This window comes from Actinoplanes couchii (assembly GCF_016862075.1).
Taxonomy (GTDB): Bacteria; Actinomycetota; Actinomycetes; order Mycobacteriales; family Micromonosporaceae; genus Actinoplanes; species Actinoplanes couchii.
Genome location: NZ_BOMG01000083.1, coordinates 1 through 23,773, shown reverse-complemented (window position 1 = coordinate 23,773; position 23,773 = coordinate 1). Strand labels below are relative to the sequence as shown.

At 69.7% G+C, this 23,773-nt stretch carries 23 protein-coding genes; 20 read left to right on the top strand and 3 right to left on the bottom strand.

Annotated features, from left to right (window positions below; all coding sequences use genetic code 11):
- Nucleotides 1-24: 24 nt before the first annotated feature.
- From Aco03nite_RS33255 to Aco03nite_RS33195, 13 genes are all read left to right on the top strand, one after another.
- Nucleotides 25-1,083 carry a PHP domain-containing protein gene (locus Aco03nite_RS33255; RefSeq protein WP_203802171.1) on the top strand — a complete coding sequence of 353 codons (1,059 nt, stop codon included), beginning with the start codon at nucleotides 25-27 and terminating at the stop codon, nucleotides 1,081-1,083.
- Between the two features lie 19 nt (nucleotides 1,084-1,102).
- On the top strand, nucleotides 1,103-2,773 hold the full coding sequence (locus Aco03nite_RS33250; RefSeq protein ID WP_203802167.1) for a DUF885 domain-containing protein: 1,671 nt from the start codon (nucleotides 1,103-1,105) through the stop codon (nucleotides 2,771-2,773).
- 474 nt (nucleotides 2,774-3,247) lie between these two features.
- Complete coding sequence (locus Aco03nite_RS33245) at nucleotides 3,248-4,375, top strand: hypothetical protein (RefSeq protein ID WP_239145652.1); 1,128 nt, start codon at nucleotides 3,248-3,250, stop codon at nucleotides 4,373-4,375.
- On the top strand, nucleotides 4,362-7,316 hold the full coding sequence (locus Aco03nite_RS33240) for a sensor histidine kinase (RefSeq protein ID WP_203802161.1): 2,955 nt from the start codon (nucleotides 4,362-4,364) through the stop codon (nucleotides 7,314-7,316). Before Aco03nite_RS33245 ends, Aco03nite_RS33240 begins: the two co-directional genes overlap by 14 nt.
- Nucleotides 7,313-7,759, top strand: a complete 447-nt coding sequence (locus tag Aco03nite_RS33235) for a roadblock/LC7 domain-containing protein (protein WP_203802159.1) — start codon at nucleotides 7,313-7,315, stop codon at nucleotides 7,757-7,759. The genes Aco03nite_RS33240 and Aco03nite_RS33235 overlap by 4 nt, the downstream gene beginning before the upstream one ends.
- Nucleotides 7,756-8,217 carry a DUF742 domain-containing protein gene (locus tag Aco03nite_RS33230; protein ID WP_203802146.1) on the top strand — a complete coding sequence of 154 codons (462 nt, stop codon included), beginning with the start codon at nucleotides 7,756-7,758 and terminating at the stop codon, nucleotides 8,215-8,217. The genes Aco03nite_RS33235 and Aco03nite_RS33230 overlap by 4 nt, the downstream gene beginning before the upstream one ends.
- Complete coding sequence (locus Aco03nite_RS33225; RefSeq protein WP_203802144.1) at nucleotides 8,195-8,821, top strand: GTP-binding protein; 627 nt, start codon at nucleotides 8,195-8,197, stop codon at nucleotides 8,819-8,821. Before Aco03nite_RS33230 ends, Aco03nite_RS33225 begins: the two co-directional genes overlap by 23 nt.
- A 122-nt stretch (nucleotides 8,822-8,943) precedes the next feature.
- The gene (locus tag Aco03nite_RS33220) at nucleotides 8,944-9,744 is read left to right on the top strand and encodes a hypothetical protein (RefSeq protein ID WP_203802141.1); all 801 of its coding nucleotides are present in this window, start codon (nucleotides 8,944-8,946) and stop codon (nucleotides 9,742-9,744) included.
- A gap of 299 nt (nucleotides 9,745-10,043) precedes the next feature.
- On the top strand, nucleotides 10,044-11,372 hold the full coding sequence (locus Aco03nite_RS33215) for a glycosyltransferase (protein ID WP_203802138.1): 1,329 nt from the start codon (nucleotides 10,044-10,046) through the stop codon (nucleotides 11,370-11,372).
- Nucleotides 11,373-11,397: 25 nt separating this feature from the next.
- Nucleotides 11,398-12,579 carry a non-hydrolyzing UDP-N-acetylglucosamine 2-epimerase gene (gene wecB / locus Aco03nite_RS33210; RefSeq protein WP_203802129.1) on the top strand — a complete coding sequence of 394 codons (1,182 nt, stop codon included), beginning with the start codon at nucleotides 11,398-11,400 and terminating at the stop codon, nucleotides 12,577-12,579.
- A complete protein-coding gene (locus tag Aco03nite_RS33205; protein ID WP_203802128.1) occupies nucleotides 12,579-14,195 on the top strand; it encodes a DUF2334 domain-containing protein in 1,617 nt (538 codons plus the stop codon). Before wecB ends, Aco03nite_RS33205 begins: the two co-directional genes overlap by 1 nt.
- The gene (locus tag Aco03nite_RS33200) at nucleotides 14,195-14,557 is read left to right on the top strand and encodes a hypothetical protein (RefSeq protein WP_239145651.1); all 363 of its coding nucleotides are present in this window, start codon (nucleotides 14,195-14,197) and stop codon (nucleotides 14,555-14,557) included. Before Aco03nite_RS33205 ends, Aco03nite_RS33200 begins: the two co-directional genes overlap by 1 nt.
- A gap of 38 nt (nucleotides 14,558-14,595) precedes the next feature.
- Complete coding sequence (locus Aco03nite_RS33195; protein ID WP_203802127.1) at nucleotides 14,596-15,018, top strand: VOC family protein; 423 nt, start codon at nucleotides 14,596-14,598, stop codon at nucleotides 15,016-15,018.
- On the opposite strand, the gene Aco03nite_RS33190 is transcribed toward Aco03nite_RS33195, so the two are convergent.
- A complete protein-coding gene (locus Aco03nite_RS33190) occupies nucleotides 15,011-15,760 on the bottom strand; it encodes a dienelactone hydrolase family protein (RefSeq protein ID WP_203802126.1) in 750 nt (249 codons plus the stop codon). The two genes, Aco03nite_RS33195 and Aco03nite_RS33190, sit on opposite strands and share 8 nt — an antisense overlap.
- A gap of 90 nt (nucleotides 15,761-15,850) precedes the next feature.
- Here Aco03nite_RS33190 and Aco03nite_RS33185 point away from each other — a divergent pair, with 90 nt between their 5' ends.
- On the top strand, nucleotides 15,851-16,414 hold the full coding sequence (locus Aco03nite_RS33185) for a TetR/AcrR family transcriptional regulator (RefSeq protein WP_203802125.1): 564 nt from the start codon (nucleotides 15,851-15,853) through the stop codon (nucleotides 16,412-16,414).
- Nucleotides 16,415-16,466: 52 nt separating this feature from the next.
- Here the strand turns inward: Aco03nite_RS33185 and Aco03nite_RS33180 are convergent, their stop codons facing one another.
- Entirely contained in the window at nucleotides 16,467-17,081 is a 615-nt protein-coding gene (locus Aco03nite_RS33180; protein WP_203802123.1) for a TetR/AcrR family transcriptional regulator, read from the bottom strand.
- Nucleotides 17,082-17,187: 106 nt separating this feature from the next.
- Here Aco03nite_RS33180 and Aco03nite_RS33175 point away from each other — a divergent pair, with 106 nt between their 5' ends.
- From Aco03nite_RS33175 to Aco03nite_RS33160, 4 genes are all read left to right on the top strand, one after another.
- The gene (locus tag Aco03nite_RS33175; RefSeq protein WP_203802119.1) at nucleotides 17,188-17,610 is read left to right on the top strand and encodes a MarR family winged helix-turn-helix transcriptional regulator; all 423 of its coding nucleotides are present in this window, start codon (nucleotides 17,188-17,190) and stop codon (nucleotides 17,608-17,610) included.
- A 74-nt stretch (nucleotides 17,611-17,684) separates the two neighbouring features.
- Entirely contained in the window at nucleotides 17,685-19,214 is a 1,530-nt protein-coding gene (locus Aco03nite_RS33170; protein WP_203802099.1) for an MDR family MFS transporter, read from the top strand.
- Between the two features lie 146 nt (nucleotides 19,215-19,360).
- Nucleotides 19,361-20,935, top strand: coding sequence for a GGDEF domain-containing protein (locus tag Aco03nite_RS33165; RefSeq protein WP_203802096.1), 1,575 nt, complete (start codon nucleotides 19,361-19,363; stop codon nucleotides 20,933-20,935).
- A 104-nt stretch (nucleotides 20,936-21,039) separates the two neighbouring features.
- Nucleotides 21,040-21,861 carry an SAM-dependent methyltransferase gene (locus Aco03nite_RS33160; protein WP_203802093.1) on the top strand — a complete coding sequence of 274 codons (822 nt, stop codon included), beginning with the start codon at nucleotides 21,040-21,042 and terminating at the stop codon, nucleotides 21,859-21,861.
- 396 nt (nucleotides 21,862-22,257) lie between these two features.
- Here Aco03nite_RS33160 and Aco03nite_RS33155 read toward each other — a convergent pair whose 3' ends face one another.
- Nucleotides 22,258-22,617 (bottom strand): hypothetical protein, encoded by a 360-nt coding sequence (locus Aco03nite_RS33155; protein WP_239145650.1) that lies wholly within the window; start codon nucleotides 22,615-22,617, stop codon nucleotides 22,258-22,260.
- A 498-nt stretch (nucleotides 22,618-23,115) separates the two neighbouring features.
- Between Aco03nite_RS33155 and Aco03nite_RS33150 the strand changes: the two genes are divergently transcribed.
- Together Aco03nite_RS33150 and Aco03nite_RS33145 are read left to right on the top strand one after the other, a co-directional pair.
- Nucleotides 23,116-23,352, top strand: a complete 237-nt coding sequence (locus Aco03nite_RS33150) for a DUF397 domain-containing protein (RefSeq protein ID WP_203802084.1) — start codon at nucleotides 23,116-23,118, stop codon at nucleotides 23,350-23,352.
- A 229-nt stretch (nucleotides 23,353-23,581) separates the two neighbouring features.
- Nucleotides 23,582-23,773, top strand: a 192-nt coding sequence (locus tag Aco03nite_RS33145) for a hypothetical protein (RefSeq protein ID WP_203802082.1), incomplete at its 3' end; no start/stop codon positions are given.

Below are 23,773 nucleotides of genomic sequence, written 5' to 3'. Positions count from 1 at the left end.
CTTTTGAGGTTCTACGCTCGGGGTATGACATCGCGGGATCCGGTGGCGGATCTGAGGCGGATCGCCTTCCTGCTGGAGCGGGCCAACGAGGCGACCTATCGGGTGCGCGCGTTCCGGTCGGCCGCGGCGACGATCGCGAAGACTCCGGCCGACGAGCTGGCCGAGCGGGCCGGGGCCGGCACGCTGGCGAAACTGGCCGGCGTGGGTGAGGTGACCGCCCGGTGCGTGACCGAGTCGCTGGCCGGGGAGGAGCCGGTCTACCTGCGGCGGCTGGCCGGCACCGAGGGCACCGATCTGCCGGCTGCGGCCGCCGCGCTGCGGGCCGCTCTGCGCGGTGACTGTCACGTCCACTCCGACTGGTCCGACGGCGGCTCGCCGATCGAGGAGATGGCGCTGGCCGCGGCGGACCTGGGACACGAGTGGTTCGTGCTGACCGACCACTCGCCGAAGCTGACGGTGGCCCGGGGGCTGACCGCGGACCGGCTGCGCCGGCAGCTCGACCACGTGGCCCGGCTCAACGAGGCGCTGCCGGCCGGGTTCCGGATCCTGACCGGCATCGAGGTGGACATCCTGGCGGACGGCCGCCTCGATCAGGAGGACGAGCTGCTGGCCCGGCTGGACCTGGTGGTCGGCTCGGTGCACAGCGGACTGCGCGACGACGCGGCCCGGATGACCCGGCGGATGGTGACCGCGATCGCGAATCCGCACCTGGACGTCCTCGGGCACATGACCGGCCGGAAGGTGACCGCGGCCGGGGCCGGCGACGCCGCGCACTCGAAGACCCGGACCCGGCCGCCCAGCGACTTCGATCTGGCGAAGGTGCTGGCCGCCTGCGTGGAACACGACAAGGCCGTGGAGATCAACTCGCGCCCGGACCGGCTGGACCCGCCGAAGCGGATGCTGACGGTCGCGGTCGAGGCCGGCTGTCTGTTCAGTGTCGACACCGACGCGCACGCCCCCGGCCAGCTCGACTGGCTCGACTTCGGCTGTGAGCGGGCCGCGCTGTGCGGTGTCCCCACCGAGCGAGTGATCAACACCTGGACGGCGGAGCGCCTCCTGAAGTGGACTGCGTCGCACTCCTGAGTTCCGTAGGGTCGGCGGAGTGGGACGAATCGACGAAATCGCGAATCGCTACGTCGACGAGTGGGCCGTGCTCAACCCAACGGGCGCGACCGCTGTCGGCATCACCGGCTACGACGACAAACTGGACGACCTCTCTCCGGAGGGTTATGCGGCCCGGACCGAGCTGACCCGGCGGACCATCAACGAACTGGACGTGACCGACCCGGAGCACGAGTCCGAGGACGTCGCCAAGGACGCGATGATGGAACGCCTCGGCCTGCAGCTGGCCCAGCAGGACGCGGGGTACGCGGCCACCGACGTCAACGTGATCACCAGCGGCCTGCACGAGCTGCGGATGGTCTTCGACGTGATGCCGATCGACGGCGAGGAGGCGGTGGCCAACATCGCCACCCGGCTGAACGCCTTCCCGGCCGCGCTGGAGCAGTACCGGCGCACCCTGCTGGAGGGCGCCGGCAGCGACCGGGTCAGCGCCCGGGCCCAGCTCATCGCGGTGGCCGAGCAGTGCGCGACGTGGACCGACCCGGCCCGGGACGACTTCTTCCACGGTCTGGCCCGGCGACTGCCGGCCTCCGGCCCGCTCGCCGCCGAGCTGGAGCGGGGCGCGGCGGCGGCGACCGCGGCCACCGCGGCTTTCGGCGTCTTCCTGCGGGAGGAGCTGGCACCGCGGGGCCGGGAGAAGGAGGCGGCCGGCGAGGAGCGGTACGCGCTGTCGTCCCAGTACTTCCTGGGCGCGAAAATCGACCAGGTCGAGACGTACCACTGGGGTTTCGCCGAGCTGGACCGCCTGGAGCGGGAGATGCGCGCGGTGTCCGCGGAGATCGCCGGCTCCGGCGCCTCGGTGGACGACGCGGTCAAGCTGCTGGACGCCGACCCGGCCCGCAACATCAAGGGCAAGGAGAAGTTCCGGGACTGGATGCAGGAGCTGTCCGACCGGGCGATCACCGAGCTGAACGGCACCCATTTCGACATCGAGGAGCCGGCCCGGACGCTGGAGTGCTGTCTCACCCCGACCAGTGACGGCAGCATCTACTACACCGGGCCGAGCGAGGACTTCTCCCGGCCGGGGCGGATGTGGTGGGCGGTGCCGGCCGAGCAGAAGATGTTCTCCACCTGGCGGGAGGTGACCACGGTCTACCACGAGGGTGTTCCCGGTCACCACCTCCAGGTCAGCCAGGCGCTGCTCCGGGCGGACACTCTGAACCGCTGGCAGCGGCTGCTCTGCTGGTGCTCCGGGCACGGCGAGGGCTGGGCGCTGTACGCCGAGCGGCTGATGGAGGAGCTCGGCTACCTGTCCGACCCGGGTGACCGGCTGGGCATGCTGGACAGCCAGGCGCTGCGGGCGTCCCGGGTGATCGTGGACATCGGGATGCACCTGGAGCTGGAGATCCCGAAGGACAATCCGTTCGGTTTCCACCCCGGCGAGCGGTGGACGCCCGAGCTGGGCTGGGAGTTCCTGCGGGCACACACCCGGGTTCAGGAGGATGTGCTCCGATTCGAGTGGAAACGTTACCTGGGCTGGCCGGGGCAGGCGCCGTCCTACAAGGTGGGCGAGCGAATCTGGCTTCAGGCCCGGGACGAGGCGAAGCTTCGTAAAGGAAGTGATTTCGACCTCAAGAGCTTTCATCGGGACGCTTTGAACCTCGGGTCGCTCGGACTCGACCCGCTGCGCAAGGCACTGGCCAGGATTTGAGTCATTCGGGTCTCTCCTTACCGAAATCGGGACGGAGAGGCCCGTTTTTGCGTAACCGGTCCATTACACAGGGTTACTTTTCACCTCATTGCAATGGATCAAACACTTTCCGTAAATGCGGTGCCGCCAAGACGTAACAAATCCGAAGTAGAACTCATATTCACGTCTCCAGGACCGTGTGGATACGATCTCCGGCGGCGCTCCCACTTGGCATTCCTCAGGCCCGGATCCCCCGCGAGGAGGGTCCGTACCGCCAGGTTCGCAGTGCCGCGTATCCCCCGATCAGCCGAGCGAACTCTGACCCTTGGAAAGGGGTTTTCTGAGGATTTCTCGGATAGATTGACCCGGATCGGTGCGCCCGCATGGCTACTATCCGTAGCCTCCCAATGGCCCATCGCGTGTGCATGGCGGAGGACTAAAGCAATGTCAGTCTCGGTGAACAGCCGGCGAGCCCGTTTACGCTCCGCTCTCGCGGTGGCGCTCACGGTCCTCGTCGCGCTGCCGACCGCAGCCCTGTTCCTGCGTGTCCGGAGTGACGTCTCGGCCGACCGAGCGGACACGGAGCTCAAGCAGCAGGGCGTGACGTACCTCGTCGCGCTGGCCCCGCTGATCAGCGCGCTCGCCGACTCGCAGTCGCAGGCGCTGCAGGGCGTCACCGCCGAGCCCGCGTCGCTGACCTCCGCGGTCGCCCGCGTGCAGGAGGCCGACGGCAATCTGGGCGCGACTCTCGGCACCACCAACCGGTGGAACGGCATCAAGGAGAAGATCACCAACCTCCCCGCCGTCACCGGCAACTCGCAGCAGATCTTCCAGGCCCACGTCGAGGTCGGTGACCTCGCGCTGGCGCTCTACACCGAGGTCCGCAAGAACTCGAAGCTCAACATGGACCCGCAGCAAGACATCTGGTACCTGCAGGAGACCATCACGGTGAACATGCCGCGGACGGTCACCGCGGTGAGCCGGATGAGCGACCTGGCGAACATGCACGAGGCCGCCGCGCGCGCCCAGAAGCCGGCCCTGCAGGTCCAGCTCGGTGTCGAGCTCGACGAGGTCCAGAGCGGCGTCGCCGAGCTGACCGAGAACCTCCAGGCCGCCGCCGACGTGACCGACAGCGCCTCCCTCGCCGGCAACACCCTCAACAACCTGGACTCGTTCCGCCGTGGTGTCGAGGCCGCCGTCCGTGGCGCCAACTTCAACGGCTCCCCCGACGTGTCCACCCTGGTGACCGCCCAGAGCACCCTGAGCACCGCGCTGAACGCGCTGACCACCGTGCTCCTCAAGGAGATCCAGGCCCTGCTCGACACCCGGTCGGACGACCTGTCCTACCGCCAGATCGAGTCCTGGGTGCTGATCACCGTCGCCGTCCTGCTGATCCTGCTCGCGGCCTTCTGGACCCGCAGCGGCACCGCCCCGGCCGGACAGCCGGGCGACGGCGCGGCCGGTCGCGACATCTCGGTGCACAACGACGGCCCGCCCGGTACCCCCGGTCCGGGCACCTACGGCGGCTCGAGCAGCCCGTACGACCAGGTCCCCGGTTACGGCGAGGCCCCCAACTACGGCGGCGGCGCGGCCGGGCGGGAGCGTTCCGGTGCTCTTCGGTAAGTTCCGCATCCTGGGCAAACTGGCCCTGCTGATCCTGGTACCGCTGCTCGGCGTCGTCGGCCTGAGCATCCCGGTCATCTACGAGCGCATCGATGCGGCCCGTACCGCCGGGGAGATCTCGGACACCGTCCAGCGGGCCACCCAGGTCAGTTCGGCGCTGATCGAGCTCCAGGAGGAGCGGCTGCTCTCGGTGGGCTACCTGCTGGGGCTGGTCGAGCGCCCGGACCTGGTGCTGCAGAGCGCCCAGGCCGCCAACACGGTCGCGGCGCTGTCCTCGGACAGCGGCGCCCCGGCCGACCTGCGCCGCGCCATCACCGGCGCCGCCCGTCTGGACAGCACCCGGCAGAACGTGCTGAACGAGGCGATCGAGCCGCAGGACGTCATCGAGGACTTCACCGGCGCGATCGACCCGCTGATCGACGGTCTGGGTCTGGCCACCGGCGCCGACCTGACCACCGGCGTCGGCCGTCAGGTGTACGCGCTGGAACGCGCCATGCGCTCCGACGACCTGATCAACCAGGCCTCCGCCTGGCTCGCCGCGGCGGTGGTCACCCGCCCGCGCAGCGCCGTGCAGGCCAACCAGATGCTGAGTGAGTTCACCTCGGACTTCGCCCAGATCGAGTCGTTGATCTCCACGTCCCGGGTGTACTTCACCGACGCCCAGTACAAGCTCTACATCAGTACCCAGCAGGCGTTCTCCTTCCGGGTCGGCAGCAAGTTCAGCACCGCCCTGGAGCAGAACCCGACGCAGGCGCTGCAGACGCTGCAGATCAAGACGCTGTTCCCGGCGCTCCAGTCGGTGACCGTCCTCGGTAGCTTCGTCGAGAAGCGGGTGGCGCAGGACGTGGGCACCACGGTGGCCCTCAACCGGGAGAGCGCGCTCCGCCAGTCCGCCCTTCTGGTCAGCGGCACCATCCTGATCCTCATCCTGGTCATCACGCTCTCGATCTTCATGGCCCGCGCGGTCGCCCGGCCGCTGCGGCGTCTGACCGTCTCCGCCGACCGCATCGCCCGCGCCGCGGAGTCCGAGCTGGAGAGTGTGGCCGACGACGAGGCCGAGGCCCAGGTCCGCCCGATCCGCCTGGACCCGGTCGACGTCGAGGCCCAGGACGAGATCGGTGACCTGGCCCGCGCGTTCGACCGGGTGCAGACCACCGCCGCCCGGCTGGTGGAGCGTCAGGTGCTGGGCCGCCGTAACGTCGCCCAGATGTTCGGCCACGTCGGCCGGCGTACCCAGAACCTGGTCGGCCGTCAGTTGTCGCTGATCGACGGTCTGGAGCGCAAGGAGACCGACAGCGACCGGCTCCGCGAGCTGTACCGCCTGGACCACATGTCCAGCCGTCTGCGCCGGAACGCGTCCGCGCTGGTCGTGCTCTCCGGTGGCGCCGGCGCGAACGAGCACATGGCCCCGCTGGCCCTCTCCGACGTCGTCCGTCTCGCCCTCGGTGAGATCGAGGACTACACCCGTGTCGCGGTGGACATCCCCGAGGAGATCGTCGTGGTCCCGGCCATCCTGGCCGACCTGACCCTGCTCCTGGCCGAGCTGCTGGAGAACGCCACCACGTTCTCCCCGCCGCACACCAACGTCACGGTCAGCGCCGACGAGCTGCGCGGCGGCGCCCGCCTCGCGATCATCGACCACGGCCTGGGCCTGGCGCCCGAGCGGCTGGCCGAGGAGAACGCGCGACTGACCCGCCGTGAGCGCCTCGACCTGGCGCCCACCGAGGTTCTGGGTCTCTTCGTGGTCGGCCGGCTCGCCCGCCGGCACGGCATCGAGGTGACCCTGACCGACACCCCCGACGGCGGTCTGACCGCCTGGATCGACCTGAACCCTTCGCACATGGTGGCCCGGATCGAGAACCTCAGCCCGCTGGCCCCGGCCGGTTTCCCGGCGAACAGCGCGCCGACGATCCCGGCCCCGCCCGCGGCCCCGCAGATCCAGGCTCCCGAGCAGCCCCCGGCCTACGCCGGCGCGCTGCGCGGCAACACCACCGAGGTCGCGATCGCCAGTGCCGGCGTCCGCTCGGTGCCGGGCAGCCAGCAGCCGTTCGACCCGGTGGTGCTGAACCGCGCCACCCACATCGTCGAGTCGGGCAACTCCTGGAACGCCTTCGGGTCGGCGGCGCCGGTCCGCAGCGACATCCCGGCCGACCCGTACGCGGGCCAGCCGGTCTACGACGCCGAGCCGGTGTACTCGCCGGGCCGCGCGTACCAGGAGCCGTCCTTCCCGACGGCCGGCAGCTTCCCGGACCCGGCACAGCAGTTCGACATGGGCACCCCGATCGCCGGCCGGGTTCCGGCCGCGCTGCCGGAGCTGCCCCCGGGCCAGCCGACGTGGAACATCCCGTCGCAGGCGGTCGTGCCGGTCTCGCCGGCGGTTCCGGTGATCCCGGCGCCGCCGGTCAGCCGGGAGCCGGAGCCGGAGCGCAACGGCTCCCCCCGCCCGCTGAGCCGCCGGGTTCCCGGCAGCCAGCTCCCGGCCGAGAGCGGACCGCACCAGCTCGCCGCCACCCAGTCGCAGGACGACGCGCTCGCCGCCCGGGCCGCGTTCGACGCCTTCGAAGCCGGTGTCAGCAAGGCCCAGTGGGACGCCGGTGACACCAGCACCTCGATGCCCGCCCCGGACCTCACCCAGTCGTCCTGGGCCAACGCGCCGATGCCGAACTTCAACGACATGCCGGCGCCGGTGTGGAACGAGCCGGTCGCCCCGGCCGCGCCGCCGGCACCCCCGGCCCCGCCGACCTCCAACGGTTCGGCGCCGCTGACCCGTCGTGTGCCGGGTGCGAGCCTGCCGAGCCCGGAGATGAACCCCCCGATCCAGCCGCCGGCCCCGACGACGCTGGACCCGGAGGCCGCACGAGCTCTGATGGATCAGTTCGAGTACGGAGTCGCACTCGCGCTGAATGAAAGTCAGCCACAACACGAGGGACAACCGCGATGACATCCCCTTACTCCGCCGCGCCTAGTCAGCTCAGCGCTGAAGCCAAAACCTTCAACTGGCTGCTGGACTCGTTCACCTCCGGCACCGCGGGAGTGATCGAAGCCATCGCCGTCTCCTCGGACGGCCTGCTGATGGCCATGTCAGCGATCAAGGACCGGCCCAACGCCGAGCGTCTCGCGGCCGTGGTCTCCGGTCTGACCAGCCTCTCCGGCGGTGCCGCCAGCTGGTACCGGCTGGGTGCCCTGAACCGGGTCATCATCGATATGGCCGACGGGTACCTGCTGGTCACCGCGATCAGCGCCGGCTCGGTGCTGGGTGTCATCGCGGACCGGTCGGCGAACCTCGGCACCCTGGCGTACGAGATGACGCTCTTCGCCACCCGCGCGGGCGGGGCTCTGAGCCCGCGCCTGATCGCCGAGCTGAAGAACGCCGTTCAGCAATGACGTACCCGGACCCCGACGACCCGGTAGCTCCGGCGCGCCCAGGAGTCCGGCCCTTCCTGCAATCCGGTCCTCAGCAGTCGACCGGTGGCTACACCCCTACCGGGGAACAGCCGCCGGTCGGCGCCTCGACCAACACGCTGCGCCCGTTCGTCATCACGGCCGGGCGAACCGATGGAGGCGACCCCGACATCGGTATGGAGACTCAGGTGACGCTGGTGCCAGGTGCGCCGGCGTCCCGGCTCACTCCGGAAACCAGGGCGATCGTGGCGATCTGTGAAGAGAGCCCGATCTCGGTAGCCGAGATCTCCGCGCGCCTCCGCCTGCACCTGGGCGTGACGCGAATCCTGGTCGGCGACCTGCGGGCGTCCGGTCAGCTCGACGTCCACGTGCTGGAAAACGACACACCAGACCCCGAGACCATCATGCGAGTGATCCGTGGACTTCGATCCATCAGCTAACCGCGTCGTCGGTACCGCCCGCATACCCGGGGGCGCCGCGCCGAAGAAGGCACCCGTCCCGGTAAAGATCATCGTGGCCGGCGGCTTCGGGGTCGGCAAGACGACCACCGTCGGCGCCATCTCCGAGATCTCGCCGCTCACCACCGAGGCCGAGATGACCTCGGAGTCCGTCGGTATCGACAACCCCGGTCAGGCCACCATGAAGACCGGCACGACCGTGGCGATGGACTTCGGCGTCCTGACCATCGATCAGACGCTCAAGCTCTACATCTTCGGCACGCCGGGCCAGACCCGGTTCGCCTTCATGTGGGACGACCTCGTCAAGGGTGCCCTCGGCGCCCTGGTTGTGGTAGATACCAACCGAATAGACGACTGTTACCCGGCGGTCGACTACTTCGAGCGTGCCGGCCTCCCCTTCGTGGTCGGCATCAACACCTTCAACGGGCAGATGAGCTACACGGTGGAGGAGGTGCGGTGGGCCCTCGCGGTCCGGGAGGACATCCCGGTCATATCCTTCGATGCGCGCTTCCGTTCCTCCGTACGGGACGCTCTGCTCGTCGTTCTGGACCAGGCTCTCGACAAGGCGATCCGCATGAAGTCGTAGGGTTTGGACCGGTCGCCCGGTGAGGGTTTCCCACCGGAGGCGGAACAGGGCGGTTCCCAAACCGGCCCGCGGAGGGGCAGAGTTGGGATACCGGGCGACCGTGCAGGAAAGAGGACAGTGACGTGCGAGGCGGATTGGACGACGCACTCGACAAGCTCGCCCGACGGGACGAGCTGAGGCGCCGTGCCTCCGGTGAGAGTGGAGGCACTCCACCGGCGGTGACGGAGCTGGTCGAGGCGATCGCCGGTGTGGTGTCCCGCAATCCCCAGATGAGCGTCACGGTGGGTGTCGAGGGCACCGGCGATCCGGTGCTGCTCCACTTCGCCATGGCCGACGGTGTGGTCCAGGTGACCGCCGACAACACGGTGGCGAACCGGGCCGCCGAGGGCCCGCGGCACGTCGACTTCGAGATAGACGTCGAGGAGCCGGCCGAGGATCCCGCGCCGGCCCCGCCACCGCCGCCCCCAGCCGAGATGCCCCGGGCCAGTCACGACGATCAGGACCGGTTCGGCCCCACCGACTTCGACTACGCCGAGCCGACGACTGCCGAGCAGCCGTTCGTGCAGCCGCGGGCGCACGAGACCCCGTTCGGGTACGAGACCGGTGGTTACGCCGAGCAGGGCAACATCACGCCGCACCCGTTCGCGCCGACGCCGCCCCCGCAGGTCCCACCCCAGACCCCACCCCAGCAGCATTCGTACGCGGCACAGCAGGCCCCGCATCCGTACGCCGAGTACGCGGAGTACTCCCAGCAGACCCAGCAGCAGCAACAGCCGGCCGCCGATCCCGAGCCGCCGATCCTGGAGCCGTTGCCGGAGCCGATCCCGCTGCAGGTGGAGCGCCCGGAGGAGACCGAGCAGGCGGCCCGTCGCCTGGCGGCCCTGCTGCGCAGCGATCCGAGCCTCCTGGACGGCCCTCAGTAATCAGCTGACTACTCAAAGTCACAAAACCTTTGCGTCCGTACGCATAACTCAGGGTAGTCACGTCGTTTCTGCGTGCCACAACGGCACTTTGCCGGAATTGCCCACCACTGCGCCCTGTTTCGCCAGCGAATACCCGGTCTGAGATGTCTGGGTTAGACCGTTTGGCCGGACTCTGACTCCGTTCCGCTCGCCGCTATTGAGTCACGCTCGGTAGCTACCTAATGTCCTATTACGTCCAAGAGCGCGACCCACTTCGCTCAACGGATCACACGGACAGTGAGCGAAACGGGGAGGTTCCGATGGGCGCGTCGGAGAGCTGGCAGATTGCCGTCGCCGGCTACGCGGTGCTGCTCGCCTGGCCGATCACCACGGTGGTCCTGGTCTGGTTCGCCCTCCGCTACCACGGCACGCACCGGGCGAAGACCGTCAACCGGTCGCTGGCCGGTGGCAACGGCCGCCCTCAGCACTTCTGGGTGATCGTCCCGGCCCTGAACGAGGAGGCCGTGGTCGCGAACACCGTCGGCGCGGCGCTCAAGCTGCGCGGCCCGGCCGGCACCCTGTCCCGGGTGCTGGTGGTGGACGACGGCTCGGACGACCGTACGCCCGAGGTGCTGGCCGCCATCGACCATCCGCGACTGCACGTGATGCGCCGCGACCTGCCGGAGGCTCGGCAGGGCAAGGGCGAGGCCCTGAACGCCGCCTACCGGCACATCTCGAAGTTGACCGAGGAAGCCGGCATGGCACCGGAGAAGGTGGTCGTCGGGATCATCGACGGCGACGGCCAGGGCAGCGAGAACATCCTGGTCGAGGTCTCCCGGCTGATGCGCGACGAGCGGGTCGGCGCGGCCCAGGTGCAGGTTCGGATCCGCAACCGCAACCGGCTCCTCGGCGCCGTGCAGGACCTGGAGTTCGGCGCGATCGTCGACGCCTGCCAGAACATGCGCGACGCGCTGGACACCGTCGGTCTCGGCGGCAACGGCCAGTTCAGCAGGCTCTCCACCCTCCAGAAGCTGGGTGCCGCTCCCTGGTCCAGCTGCCTGGTCGAGGACATGGAGCTGGGGCTGCGGATGCACCTGAACGGTGACGGCATCCGCTACACCTCCCGGGCCTCGGTCACCCAGCAGGCGGTCGTCGACGTCCGCCGCCTCACCCGGCAGCGCACCCGCTGGGCGCAGGGCAACATGCAGTGCGCCCGCTACCTCGGCCGGCTCTTCTCGTCACCGCGGGTGGCCCGGATCGCGCTCGCCGAGATGCTGCACTACCTGCTCTCCCCCTGGGCCAACGCGATGGTCACGGTGGCGCTGATCGGCACCGGGATCGCCGGGCTGGCCGGCCTGCTGATCGGTCACCCACTGGTCTTCATCCCGACCTGGACCGCCCTGGTCGTGAGCTTCGGCGTCTGGCTGGGTGTGACCACCTTCCCCGGCCTGCTGTGGGCCGCTGTCCACCAGCGCAAACACGGCGACGAGGGCGTGTGGCGGATGCTGGCCGCCGCCCTGGCCTACCCCGCCTTCCTGATCCTCGGCCTGGCCGCCACCTACCGCGCCCTGGGCCGGCAGGCCAGCGGACGCCAGGCCTGGGCCAAGACCGAACGTCTCGTCGAAGAACCCCTGGCTCTCCCCGCCTGAGAACACCCCGAGAAAAGGCTCCCCCATGTCTCGTGAAGTACACCTGGTCGGCGGCACCCGTCCCGAAGCCGTCAAACTCGCTCCCGTCGCGATCGCCATGCGCGAAGCAGGCATCCTCGAACCGGTCCTGCTCGCCAGCGGCCAGCACCCCGCGATGGTCACCCAGGCACTCGCCGCGTTCGGTCTCGAGCCGGACATCACGCTGCAGGTCGAGCGGACCACCGGCGGGCAGGCCGAGCTGCTCACCGCGATGATCCGCGAACTGGACGAACTCTGGTCGGTACGCACCCCGGCCGCCGTGATCGTGCAGGGCGACACCACCACCAGCCTGGCCGGCGCGCTCGCCGCGTTCTGGCGGCGGATCCCGGTGGTGCACCTGGAGGCCGGTCTGCGCTCCGGTGACCTGGAGTCGCCGTTCCCGGAGGAGGGCAACCGCCGCCTGGTCGCCCAGGTCGCCGCCCTGCACCTGGCGCCGACGCCGCTGGCCGCGATGAACCTGCTGGACGAGAAGATCCCGGCGAGCGACGTGCTGATCACCGGCAACACCGTGGTCGACGCGACCCTGGCGGTGGCCGGCCGGAAGCTGCCGTTCGAGAACCAGGCGGTCGCCGCCGCCCGGGCGACGAGCACGAACCGCCTGGTCCTGGTCACCGCGCACCGCCGCGAGTCGTGGGGCGAGCCGCTGGACCGGATCCTGGCCGCGGTCCGGGAGCTGATCGCCCGCTACGACGACATCGACGTGATCCTGCCGAGCCACCCGAACCCGGCGGTGCGCGAGCAGGTGGAGGCCGCACTGGCCGGCGTCGAGCGGGTGACCGTCACCGACCCGCTGCCCTACCCGGACCTGGCCCGGCTGCTCTCCGAGGCGTACCTGGTGCTCACCGACTCGGGCGGCATCCAGGAGGAGGCCCCGTCGTTCGGGGTGCCGGCGCTGGTGCTGCGGGACGTCACCGAGCGGGTCGAGTCGCTGCACGCGGGCTGCGCCAAGCTGGTCGGCTCGGACACCGCGCTGATCGTGTCGGAGGCGTCGCTGCTGCTGGACAGCCGGGAACGCCGGGACGCGATGACGGCCGGCGGCAACCCGTACGGCGACGGTCTCGCCGCCCAGCGCACCGCCCGGGCCACCGCCGCCCTCCTGGGTCTCGCCTCCCCGCCCGAGGCCATGCCCGTCACCCCGTCCGCCGCCACCACCGGAGCCATTGCCTGATGCGTACCTCGATCGTCTCCCGCCGCAGTGTCCTCGCCGCCGGTGCGGCCGTAGCCGCGGTCGCCGCGGTGGGCTTCAACGCCGTGGAGGCCGACGCCGCCGCCGTCGCGGTCGCCGCCACGAAGACCGGAAAGGCCGCCCCCGGCGGTGGTACGGCGAAGGCTCTCGTCCTCTACGACACCACCGGCGACTACGGCTGGCTGGGCGAGGTCTACGCCACCCAGACCGCGAACCTCGCCTCGCACTTCGGCGCGTGGACTGCCGCTCCGGTGGCCGGGTACAAGGCCGGTGACCTGAACAACTACACCGCGGTGATCTACCTGGGCTCGACCTACGACGAGCCGCTGCCGGCCGCGTTCCTGGCCGACGTGGTGGCCACCACCAAGCCGGTGATCTGGGTCCGGGACAACGTCTGGCAGCTCTCCAAGGTGGACGGCTTCGCCGCCAGGTTCGGCTTCACCAGCGGGCTGTTCGACTTCGCCGACATCACCGGGGTCACCTACAAGGGCCGCGGCCTGACCCGCGACGAGAACAACAAGTCCGGCCTGATGAACCTGTCGGTCACCGACCCGGCCAAGGTCACCACGCTGGCCGCCGCGACCCGCGCCGACGGCAGCAGCCTGCCCTGGGCGGTCCGCTCCGGGAACCTGACCTACGTCAGCGAGATCCCGTTCTCGTACGTCACCCACGACGACCGTTACCTGATCTTCAGCGACCTGCTCTTCGACGCGCTGGGCCCGAACACGGCCGAGCGGCACCGGGCCCTGATCCGGATCGAGGACGTCGGCCCGGACGCCGACCCGGCCGACCTGCGGGCGATCGCCGACTACCTGTCGTCGATGAAGGTGCCGTTCAGCGTCGCCGTCTACCCCCGGTACCGGGATCCGAAGGGGGTCAACAACGACGGCAAGGCCGAGGACTACACGCTGCTGAACCGGCCGAAGGTGGTCTCCGCCCTGAAGTACATGCAGGCCAAGGGCGGCACGCTGCTGATGCACGGCTACACCCACCAGTACGGCGCGGTGAACAACCCGTACGACGGCACCAGCGGCAACGACTTCGAGTTCTACACCGCGCACGTCGACGACGCCGACCGGGTGATCTACGACGGCCCGGTGAAGGAGGACTCGGTCGCCTGGGCCACCTCCCGCATGCTCACCTCGGGCGCGCTGTTCGCGCTGGCCGGACTGGGCTCGCCGAAGATCTTCGAGTTCCCGCACTACGCCGCCAGCCCGGCCGACTACCAGGCGGTGCACAACCTGTTCGGCAAGCGGTACGAGCGGGGCCTGTACTTCCCGGGTGTGCTGACCGGGGCCAAGTACGACTACACCCGTCAGTTCGGCCAGTTCTTCCCGTACACGGTCCGCGACGTGTACGGCTCGGCGGTCGTCCCGGAGAACATCGGCAACGTCGAGCCGACCGCCTACAACACGCACCCGGTGCGGCTGCCGTCCGACCTGATCGCCAGCGCCGAGCGCAACCTGGTCGTCCGCGACGGTGTGGCCAGCTGCTTCTACCACCACTACCTGGGTACCGACCACCTGAAGGAACTGGTTCCGGGCATCATCAAGGCCGGCTACTCCTTCGTGAGCGCCGACTCGATGCTGAACGGCTGATGGGGAACCGCATGGACGTGGTCGACTTCTGGGTCAGGTCGTGGACCAACGACGACCTGCCCGGAGCTCGCAGGCTGCTCAGGCCGGACGTGGAGACCGAGTGGAATCTCGACGCCCCGGTCGACGACGAGGAGCTTCTCCAGGTCCTGCACCGGATCGCCGCGTTCGCCGACACCGTCACGGTGGTGGCCCGGACGGACGCGGTGGACGGGTCCGCTCTGATCTACGACCTGGTGGGCCCGTTCGGCACAGCCCGCCTGGTCGAGTTCCTCGGGGTCGAGGACCAGGAGATCAACGAGATCCGGCACGTGTACGACGTGACGGCGATCGACAGGTACTTCCCGGGGCTCTACGCCAATTAGGCCGGAAGCTGTCCGGAATCGTGGGTAGCGTGCGGTTCATGGCTTACGACTTCCAGGTCACCGTGGACTGCACCGACCCGCACACGCTCGCCGACTGGTGGGCGGAGACCCTGGGCTGGGACGTGGAGCCCCAGGACGAGGCGTTCATCCGGGACATGGTCGCCAAGGGGTTCGCCACCGACGACCAGACCACCCACCACCGGGGGAAACTGGTGTGGAAGACCGGTGGCGCGATCGTGCACCCGGACAACGGCCGGCGGATGCTCTTCCAGTTCGACGAGGCCGCCAAGACGGTGAAGAACCGGATGCACGTCGACATCCGGGCCGGCGACGCGAACCGGGACGCCGAGCGCGACAAACTGGTCGCGCGCGGCGCCACCTTCCTCTGGGACGGTCAGCAGGGCCCCTTCACCTGGGTCACGCTGGCCGACCCGGAGGGCAACGAGTTCTGCGTCAGCTGAGCGCCCGGCCGAACAGCGGGATCAGCACCTCCCAGTGCCGTTTCTCGCCGGCTTCGTGGTACATCGACGTGTCGGTCATCGTGAATCCGTGCGGGGCGCCCTCGTACAGCTCCGAGGTGTACTTCACGCCGGCTTCGGCGAGGGTCACCTCCAGGGCCGCGATGTTCTCCGGCGTCATCGACTCGTCGTTGTCGGCGTGTCCGAGATAGACCTCGGCGGTGATCGCCGGCAGGCCCAGGTGCGGGCTGTCCGGCTTGTCGGTGACCACCCCGCCGGCGTGGAAACTGGCGGCCGCGGCGAACCGGTTCGGCAGCTCCGACGCCGCCACCAGCGCGTTCCGGCCGCCCATGCAGTAGCCGACGATCCCGGCCGGCACCTCGGCGACCTCGTCCCGCCCGGTCAGGTAGTCCAGATAGGCGGCGGCGTCCGCACTGATCCGGGCGGCGGTCAGCTCCTGGATCATCGGCACGATCCGCCCGAAGGCCGCGCCGCGCTTCTCCTCGTCGGCCAGCTCACCGGGGCTGATGATCGGGCCCTGCGCGCTGCGGTAGAACAGGTTCGGGACCAGCACCGCGTACCCGTGCCCGGCGATCCGCTCGGCCATCTCCCGCAGCCGGGGCCGCAGGCCGAACGCGTCCATGAACAGCAGCACAGGCGGGAACGGCCCCGGGCCCTCCGGCGTGACGAGAACCGCCTCGGCCACACCGTCCGCGGCCGGCACCTCTACTTCGATCTGCGGCATTACCGCACCTCCTGCACCATTTCAGCGACGTCCCGCGGACCGTAGCATTCGATCTCTGTGATTCCGCGGGAACGTCGTATCCTGTGGCGCATGGCCACCCGGCTGCGAGCGGACGCCCGCCGCAATCGCGCGGCCCTGCTCAGCGCGGCCCGACAGGTCTTCGCCGAGCAGGGTCTGGACGCCAGCCTGGACGAGATCGCCCGCCGGGCCGGCGTCGGCAACGCCACCCTCTACCGCCGTTTCCCCGGCCGTCGCCATTTGATCGCCGAAGTTTTCGCCGGGCACATGACCGCCGCGGTACGCCTCGCCGAGCAGGCCCTGGAGCACCCCGACCCGTGGGCCGCGTTCGTCGGCTACCTCACCCGGGTCTGTGAACTCCAGGCCACCGACCGTGGCCTCGCCGAGTTGCTGGTGACCAGCGCCTTCGACGACGACGAGCGGCTGGCCGCGCTGCGTGCCGTCGCCCAGCAGCGGGGTGTGGACGTCTGCACCCGGGCGCAGCGGGCCGGCCGGCTGCGCCCCGACTTCACCCGCCACGACATCACGCTGCTGATGATGGCCAACGCCGGGGTCGCGCAGCACTCCGCCGACCCGCAGGCCTGGCGCCGCCAGCTGACCCTGGTGATCAGCGGCCTGGGAGCCAAAACCCTTTAAAACCGGTTTGCGGTACGCCGGGAGCGTCACGTCGCTCCGGCCGGCCGATCCATCAGCGCAGCCCGCCGAGGCCCCGTCCGGTCTCGTCCAGGGCGTCACTGGCCAGGTCCCAGAACCGGATCTCGGACGGGTGCTCCAGCCACACCGTGAGCGACGTCCGGAGAACGGCCAGGAAGGTGGCGGCGAGCAGCTTCGCCCGTACACCAAGCGGGTCTTGATCTTTGAGCCTTGCCGCGACCTCGGCACTCAGGTCGTGCTCGGTGGCCGCGAAGGTCTGCACGTGGGCCGCGGCCAGCGCCGGATGGCGGCGGATCAGGCGGCCCCTGGTGATCCACTCCGGATCGAGCTCGCCCCGCTGCGCGTAGAACTCCCGGGCCGCCTCGGTCAGCGCGGTCCACGGCGACTCGTCGGCCGGACGGCTCCGCAGCAGGTCAGCGATCATCCGCATCCGCAGCCGGTCGCCGTAGAAGAACGCCTCCTCCTTGTTGGTGAAGTAGTTGGAGAAGGTCCGCCGGGAGACCCCGGCCTCGTCCGCGACGGCCTCGACGGTGACGTGCTCCGGGCCGAGCTCCAGTGCCAGCCGGAGCGCCGCCTCGTGCAGGGCCTGGCGGGTCGCCGCCTTCTTCCGCTCGCGCAGGCCCTGCTCCTGTTCGGTCACCGCAGTCATGGGTCGAGCGTACCGACGTGTGATCCAGTTCCCAATGAGCAAACTTGCACAACGAGCAAGTTCAGGAAGATAGTTGTATGCACCAAGCATTCCGAGGAGGTGGGGCATGAACCTGCTGGAGGCGTTCCACGACGCCATCAAGGCGGTCCGCGTCCTCAAGCAGCGTCATCCGGTGCAGGCGCCGCTCGGCGTGCTGCTGGCGATCCGCCGTCGTGAGTCGGCCGGCTGCCACATGAAGGAGCTGGCCAGCGAGCACGCGCTCGACCCGTCGACGATCAGCCGGTCGGTCGCCGCCCTGACCCGCGCCGGGCTGGTGGAGCGCACCGCCGACCCGCTCGACGGCCGGGCCAGCACCCTGCACGTGACCGAGTCCGGTCACGCCCTCCTCGACCAGACACAGACCTTCTACGAGGCCCGGATCAGTGCGGCACTGCACGACTGGACACCCGAGGAGATCGATGCCCTCACCACATCCCTGAGCCGATTGGCCCACGACTTGATCACCCAGGAAGAAGAGGTCGCTTCATGAGCGAGCTTGCGAGCGAATCATTGGACACAGGCTCTAAGACCATCGCGACACCGGAGCGGAGCGGCGGTGGCGCGATGACCCACCGCGAGATTCTGGAGGCCCTGTCCGGCCTTCTGCTCGTGCTCTTCGTGGCGATGGCCAGCTCCACCATCGTCTCCACCGCACTGCCGAAGATCATCGGCGACCTGGGCGGCACCCAGACGCAGTACACCTGGGTGGTCACCGCGACCCTGCTCACGGCCACCGCGTCCACCCCGATCTGGGGCAAGCTCTCCGACCTCTACAGCAAGAAGCTGCTGGTCCAGGTCTCGATCATCATCTTCATCCTGGGTTCGCTGATCGCCGGCTTCACCCAGAACACCGAGCAGCTCATCGCGGCCCGCGCGTTCCAGGGTCTCGGCATGGGTGGCGTGCAGGCGCTGGTGCAGGTCGCCATCGCCGCGATGATCCCGCCGCGCGAGCGCGGTCGTTACAACGGCTACCTCGGCGGCGTGATGGCCCTGGCCACGGTCGGCGGCCCGCTGCTCGGCGGCCTGATCGTCGACACCGACGCGCTCGGCTGGCGCTGGTGCTTCTTCATCGGCGCACCGTTCGCGGTGATCGCCCTGTTCGTCCTGCAGAAGACCCTGCACCTGCCGGTGCTGCGCCGGGACGACGTGAAGATCGACTACCTGGGCGCCTCCCTGATCGCGGCCGGCGTCAGCATCATCCTGATCTGGGTGTCCTTCGTCGACGACGCGTTCGGCTGGTTCTCCTGGCAGACGGCCGCCATGGTCGGCGGTGGCCTGGTGCTGCTCGCCCTGGCCGTCTGGGTCGAGTCCCGGGTCGCCGAGCCGGTCGTCCCGCTGCCCATCGTCCGGGAGCGCACCACCGCCCTGGCGATCATCGGCAGCCTCGCGGTCGGCATGGCGATGTTCGGCGGCTCGGTCTTCCTCGGGCAGTACTTCCAGATCGGCCGGGGTTACAGCCCGACCGAGGCCGGCCTGCTGATGATCCCGATGATGGGTGGCGTCCTGGTCTCCTCGACGCTGGCCGGGCGGGCGATCACCAAGAGCGGCAGGATCAAGCCCTACGTGGTGGCCGGCACGATCACCCTGGTCGCCGGGTTCGCCGGGCTCTCGTTCCTCGACCACGACACCTCGCTGTGGTACATCGGGACCAGCATGGCCGTCGTCGGCGTCGGTGTCGGCATGTCGATGCAGAACCTGGTGCTCGCCGTGCAGAACACCGTCTCGCTGCGGGACATCGGCGCGGCCAGCGCCACGGTCGCCTTCTTCCGCTCGCTGGGCGGCACGATCGGCGTCTCGGTCCTCGGCGCGGTCCTCGCCCGGCACGTGGCCACCTCGACGACCGAGCAGCTCACCGCGATGGGTGTGCCCGCCGACACCGCCGCCGGCGGCTCCGGCACCCTGGACATCGCCAGTCTGCCGGAGGCGTTCCAGCACGTGGTCCGGATCGCGTACGGCGACGCCACCGGGCACATCTTCCTGATCTCGGCCGGGGTGGCGGTGATCGGTGTGATCGCCGCGATCGCGATGAAGCCGACCATGCTGCGCTCGACGGTCGACATCAAGCCTTCACCCGAGAAGGTTTCGGCCGAGTAGGTCGTACGTCACTCCGCACTCCCTGGGGTCGAGCCCTCACGCAGAGCTAACCTCGGGGAGTCCGGGTGCGGTTTCCCTCAACATCGGCGCCGGCATGCCGATGACTCCCTGCGGGAAAGCACGTACTCGCACGGGGGAGGCGGTTGATGGAGTTGCCGGTGGATGCCGACATGCTCTCGGCTGCCCTGCTCGACATCGAGGACAAACGCTCGTGGGACGCCCGCGCCGAGTTGGCCCGGGCGATCCTGCTCGAGCAGGCCGCCCAAGAGCTGGGCGACCCGCTGCTGATCGCTCGGGCCCGGCTCTGCCAGGCCAACATGCGGATGCGCGACGGTGACATCACCGGCGCCACCGAGCAGATCTGGCAGGTCCACGAGTGGGCGGTGGCCAACGACGCCCGGGTCCTGCTGGCCCGGATGCACGTCCTCTGGTCCTACATCCACCAGCACCTCGGCGACGCCGAGCAGGGCCTGGAGCACGCGCTGCTCTCGGTCGAGCTGCTCGACGACGAGGCCACCGATCACATGCACATCTGGCACCGGGTCAAGCTCGCCGACGCGTTCTGGGCGGCCGGCTCGATGGACGCCGCCCGGGTGCGGTACGCGCAGGCGGAAGACCTCGCCGTGCGCTCCGGCTCGCTGGCGCTGCTCTGCCTGCTCAACAACCAGGCCTTCGCCGAGTTCGACTCCGGTGAGACGCAGCGCGCCGAGCAGGTGGCCGGGCGGCTCCAGCACCTGGCCGTCGAATGGGACGTCCGGCTGGAACCGGATTATCTCGACACCATCGGCTCGATCCAGGTCGGCAACGGCAGCTTCGCCGAGGCCGAGGCCACCATGCGGCTCTGCATCGAGCGGCACGGCGAGGGGCAGCACGACCGGGCCGACGCCTTGGCCGGTTACCTGCTCACGCTCGCCCAGGCCCAGCGCGGCCGGGGCGCCTTCGACCTCGCCCAGCAGAATCTGGACGAGTGCCGGGACCTGTGCGTCGACCGCCACCTGCTGGACATGCTGGTCCGCCTGCACCAGGAGCAGGCCGAGCTGCACGCCGCCCGGGGCGAGTTCGCCGAGGCCTTCGCCATGCACAAGACCTTCTTCACGGCGTACCAGAATCTGCACTCCCTGCAGCGTGAGGCCCGGACCAGGACCAGGCAGGCGATGTTCGAGACGGTGGAGGCCCGGCAGGAGGCCGAGCGGTTCCGCGAGCAAGCCCGCCGCGACCCGCTCACCGGCCTGCACAACAGGCGTTTCGTCGACGAGAGCCTGCCCACCCTGATCGAGACCGATCCGGCGCTGACCATCGCCCTGGTCGACCTGGACCACTTCAAGCAGATCAACGACCGGCTCTCGCACAACGTCGGCGACCAGGTGCTGATCCGGGTCGCCGCGATGCTCGCCGAGGGTGTGGCCGGCGCCTGCCCGGAGGGGTTCGCCGCCCGGATGGGCGGGGAGGAGTTCCTGATCGTGCTGCCCGGCACCACACCGGGGCGGGCCACCGCTCTGCTGGACGGCATTCGCCGTACTGTCCGTGACCACGACTGGCGGGACATCACTCGCGGACTGCCCGTCACTGTCAGTATCGGGGTCGCCGCCATCGCCGACGACCCGGACGCCACGCAGCCAACCCTACTGTCCACTGCGGACAGTCACCTGTACGCTGCCAAGCACGCCGGACGCGATCGGGTCGTCTCGGCGGCGTCCAGGGGCTACGCCTCGGCGGCCTGACCATCTTCCGACTGGCATTCACTCTCCGGGGGTGAAATCGGTCGATCGTTACGGCTAACCTGGACCGGGTCGTTGGCTGTGGGGTCGAACACGAGGAGACGGTCGTGGCAGAGAGTAGTTCCACACCCACCGAGATCGCTCCACCCGGGGTCAACATCAACGTGCCGCACTCGGCCCGCATCTACGACTACTGGCTCGGCGGCAAGGACAACTTCGCCGTCGACCGGGCCGTCGGCGAGGCCATCATCAAGGCGATCCCCGGGATGCGGTTCATGGCCACGGAGAACCGGCGGTTCGTCCACCGGATCGCCCGGGACCTGGTGCTCAAGGAGGGCATCCGCCAGTTCGTCGACGTCGGCACCGGCATCCCCACCCGGCCCAACCTGCACGAGATCGCCCAGCTGCACGAGCCGTCCACCCGGGTGGTCTATGTGGACAATGATCCGATCGTGCTGGTGCACGCCCGCGCGCTGATGATCAGCAATCCGCTCGGCCGCAGTGAGTACATCGCCGCCGACCTGCGCCGGCCCCGGAGCATCCTGACCGATCCGGCCCTGATGGACACCCTCGACCTGACCAAGCCGGTCGGTCTCAGCCTGATCGCCATCCTGATGCTGATCGCCGACGCCGACGACCCGTGGTCGCTGGTGGCCGAACTCCGGGACGCCCTGCCGTCCGGCAGCTGCCTGGCCATCACCCACCCGACCGCCGACTTCGATCCCGCCGCGGTGGCCGCGGCCGTCAAGTCCGCCACCGGCGCCGGGATGACGCTGGTGGCCCGCACCCGCGAGGCGGTGGCCCGCTTCTTCGGCGACTGGGAGTTCCTGGAGCCGGGCCTCACCCCGGTGTCCGCCTGGCGCCCCGACATCCGGGTCGACGATCCGAAGGTGGCCTACTACTGGGCAGGCGTGGCCCGCAAACCCTGATCACAGCTTCCCGCGCCACACGCCGGGTCGACGCGGGCTGGCGCCGTCTTCGGAGTCCGGCGCTTCTTGCGCCACGGGCCAAGACTTCTTGCGCCGCGCGCCATGCGCCGGGTTGACGCCGGCTGGCGCCGACTTCGGAGACCGGCGCTTCTTGCGCCGCGGGCCAAAACTTCTTGCGCCGTCGGATCGATGCCGGTTTCGGAGACCTGGCTTCTCCTTACCGCGCCCCGGGTAGACGCCGGGTTTCGGAGACCCAGCCTTTTCCTACCGCGTGCCGAGTAGACGCCGGGTTTCGGAGACCCTGTCTCATCCCTGCCGCGTGGCCGGGTCGACGCTGGGTTTCGGGGGGCCGGGTGGGCGGCTCAGCACGGGGGACTGTGCCGCCCACCCGGTGTCTCACACGGGCGTGCTGCGCAGCGCCCTCATCCGGGGACGGCGGATGGCGGGGGGAAGTGGAATGCAGGAGGCGCGGACCAGCATCTCCCGGACGGCCCCGTCGCGGCCGGCGGCGTCGATGACCACGCCACGGACGGCCAGCCAGGTGTCACCCTCGTGGGGGATCGGCTGCGACCAGTTCACCCACTCCAGGCGGAGCCGGATCGGGCCGACGCCGTAGCAGTAGTCGGCCTCGCCGAACTCGTACACCGGCCAGGCCGGGCTGCTCTGACGCAGTCGACCGTCGCGCCGGAACGGGGCCCGGGGGCGGGGGGATCGGGCATTGAACCGCCCTCGGTGGCAACTGACCAGCTCAGTCACGCGCGTCGGACTCATCCTCCTCGGCAGGCGGCTTCCGGGCGGTCGTCCCGCCGGGCCGGCTCAACGCATACCTGACCCCGCCGAATCGGTGGCTCACCGTGGTCGCCCTGGTGGAAGCGGCGAACACCTCGTCGGGTTCGTCTCGGTAGACCAACGAGTTTCCCCAGCGCGGACTCTCCACCGCGCCGGAGCCACCCGTTTCGGGTCGTTCGGGGCCAAAGTTCGGAACCGACACACTCGTCACCTCTCGCTAAGGACGCCCCCGCCAGGGGCCTCGCGCCGAGGTCGCAGCTTGTCGCTCCGCGACCGACCCATCACCTAAAGATGTCACCCTCAGTGACCCCCAAAGTGAGTAGTACGTGCGTTATCATGCTCAGAATCACGTGACTACGCAAGGCCAGATGCACGTGCATTTGCATCACCGCTTCATTTAGGCACGTGAGATCACCACCAATCCCGGACCGATGGGCGATCCGGGGCAAATCTAGGGAGCTTGGAATGGCCTACGTGGTCAACGGCATGCCTGCCGGCGAACTGCAGGGAGTGACCTGGCAGAAGAGCCGCCGGAGCAACCCGAGCGGCAACTGCGTCGAGTGCGCCGTCCTGCCCAGCGGTGACGTCGCTGTGCGTAACTCCCGGGATCCCGAGGGTGCGGCACTGATCTACAACCGGGCTGAGATCGAGGCTTTCCTCGGTGGCGTCCGCGACGGCGACTTCGACAACCTGATCGCCTGACCCTCAGGCACCAACCGGTCCGGCCGTGCGGCCTTTCGCGCACGGTCACCCCGTCCCGGCGAGGCATTGGCGGCGGTACGGGGACGAGTCCCGTGACCCGCGAAGCACAAGCACCGACCCGCGGCCGGACCTCCTTCATCGGACCTCACCGGGTCGCCGGCGCTGCTCCCCCACAGCGGCTCGGCACCCACGGCCCCCGATGGCCACCGGCGGTTCTGAACAACCACCGGTGGCCACGGGACCGCCGTTCGACCACAGTGAGCGCTGCTGGGCCACGGGCCCGCCGCTCGATCACCGCGACTGTTCGGCCTCCGGCCCGCCGCTCGATCACGGCGACCGTTCGACCTCTGGACCGCTGTTCGGCCACGGCGACCGTTCGACCTCTGGACCGCTGTTCGGCCACGGCGACCGCTCGACCTCT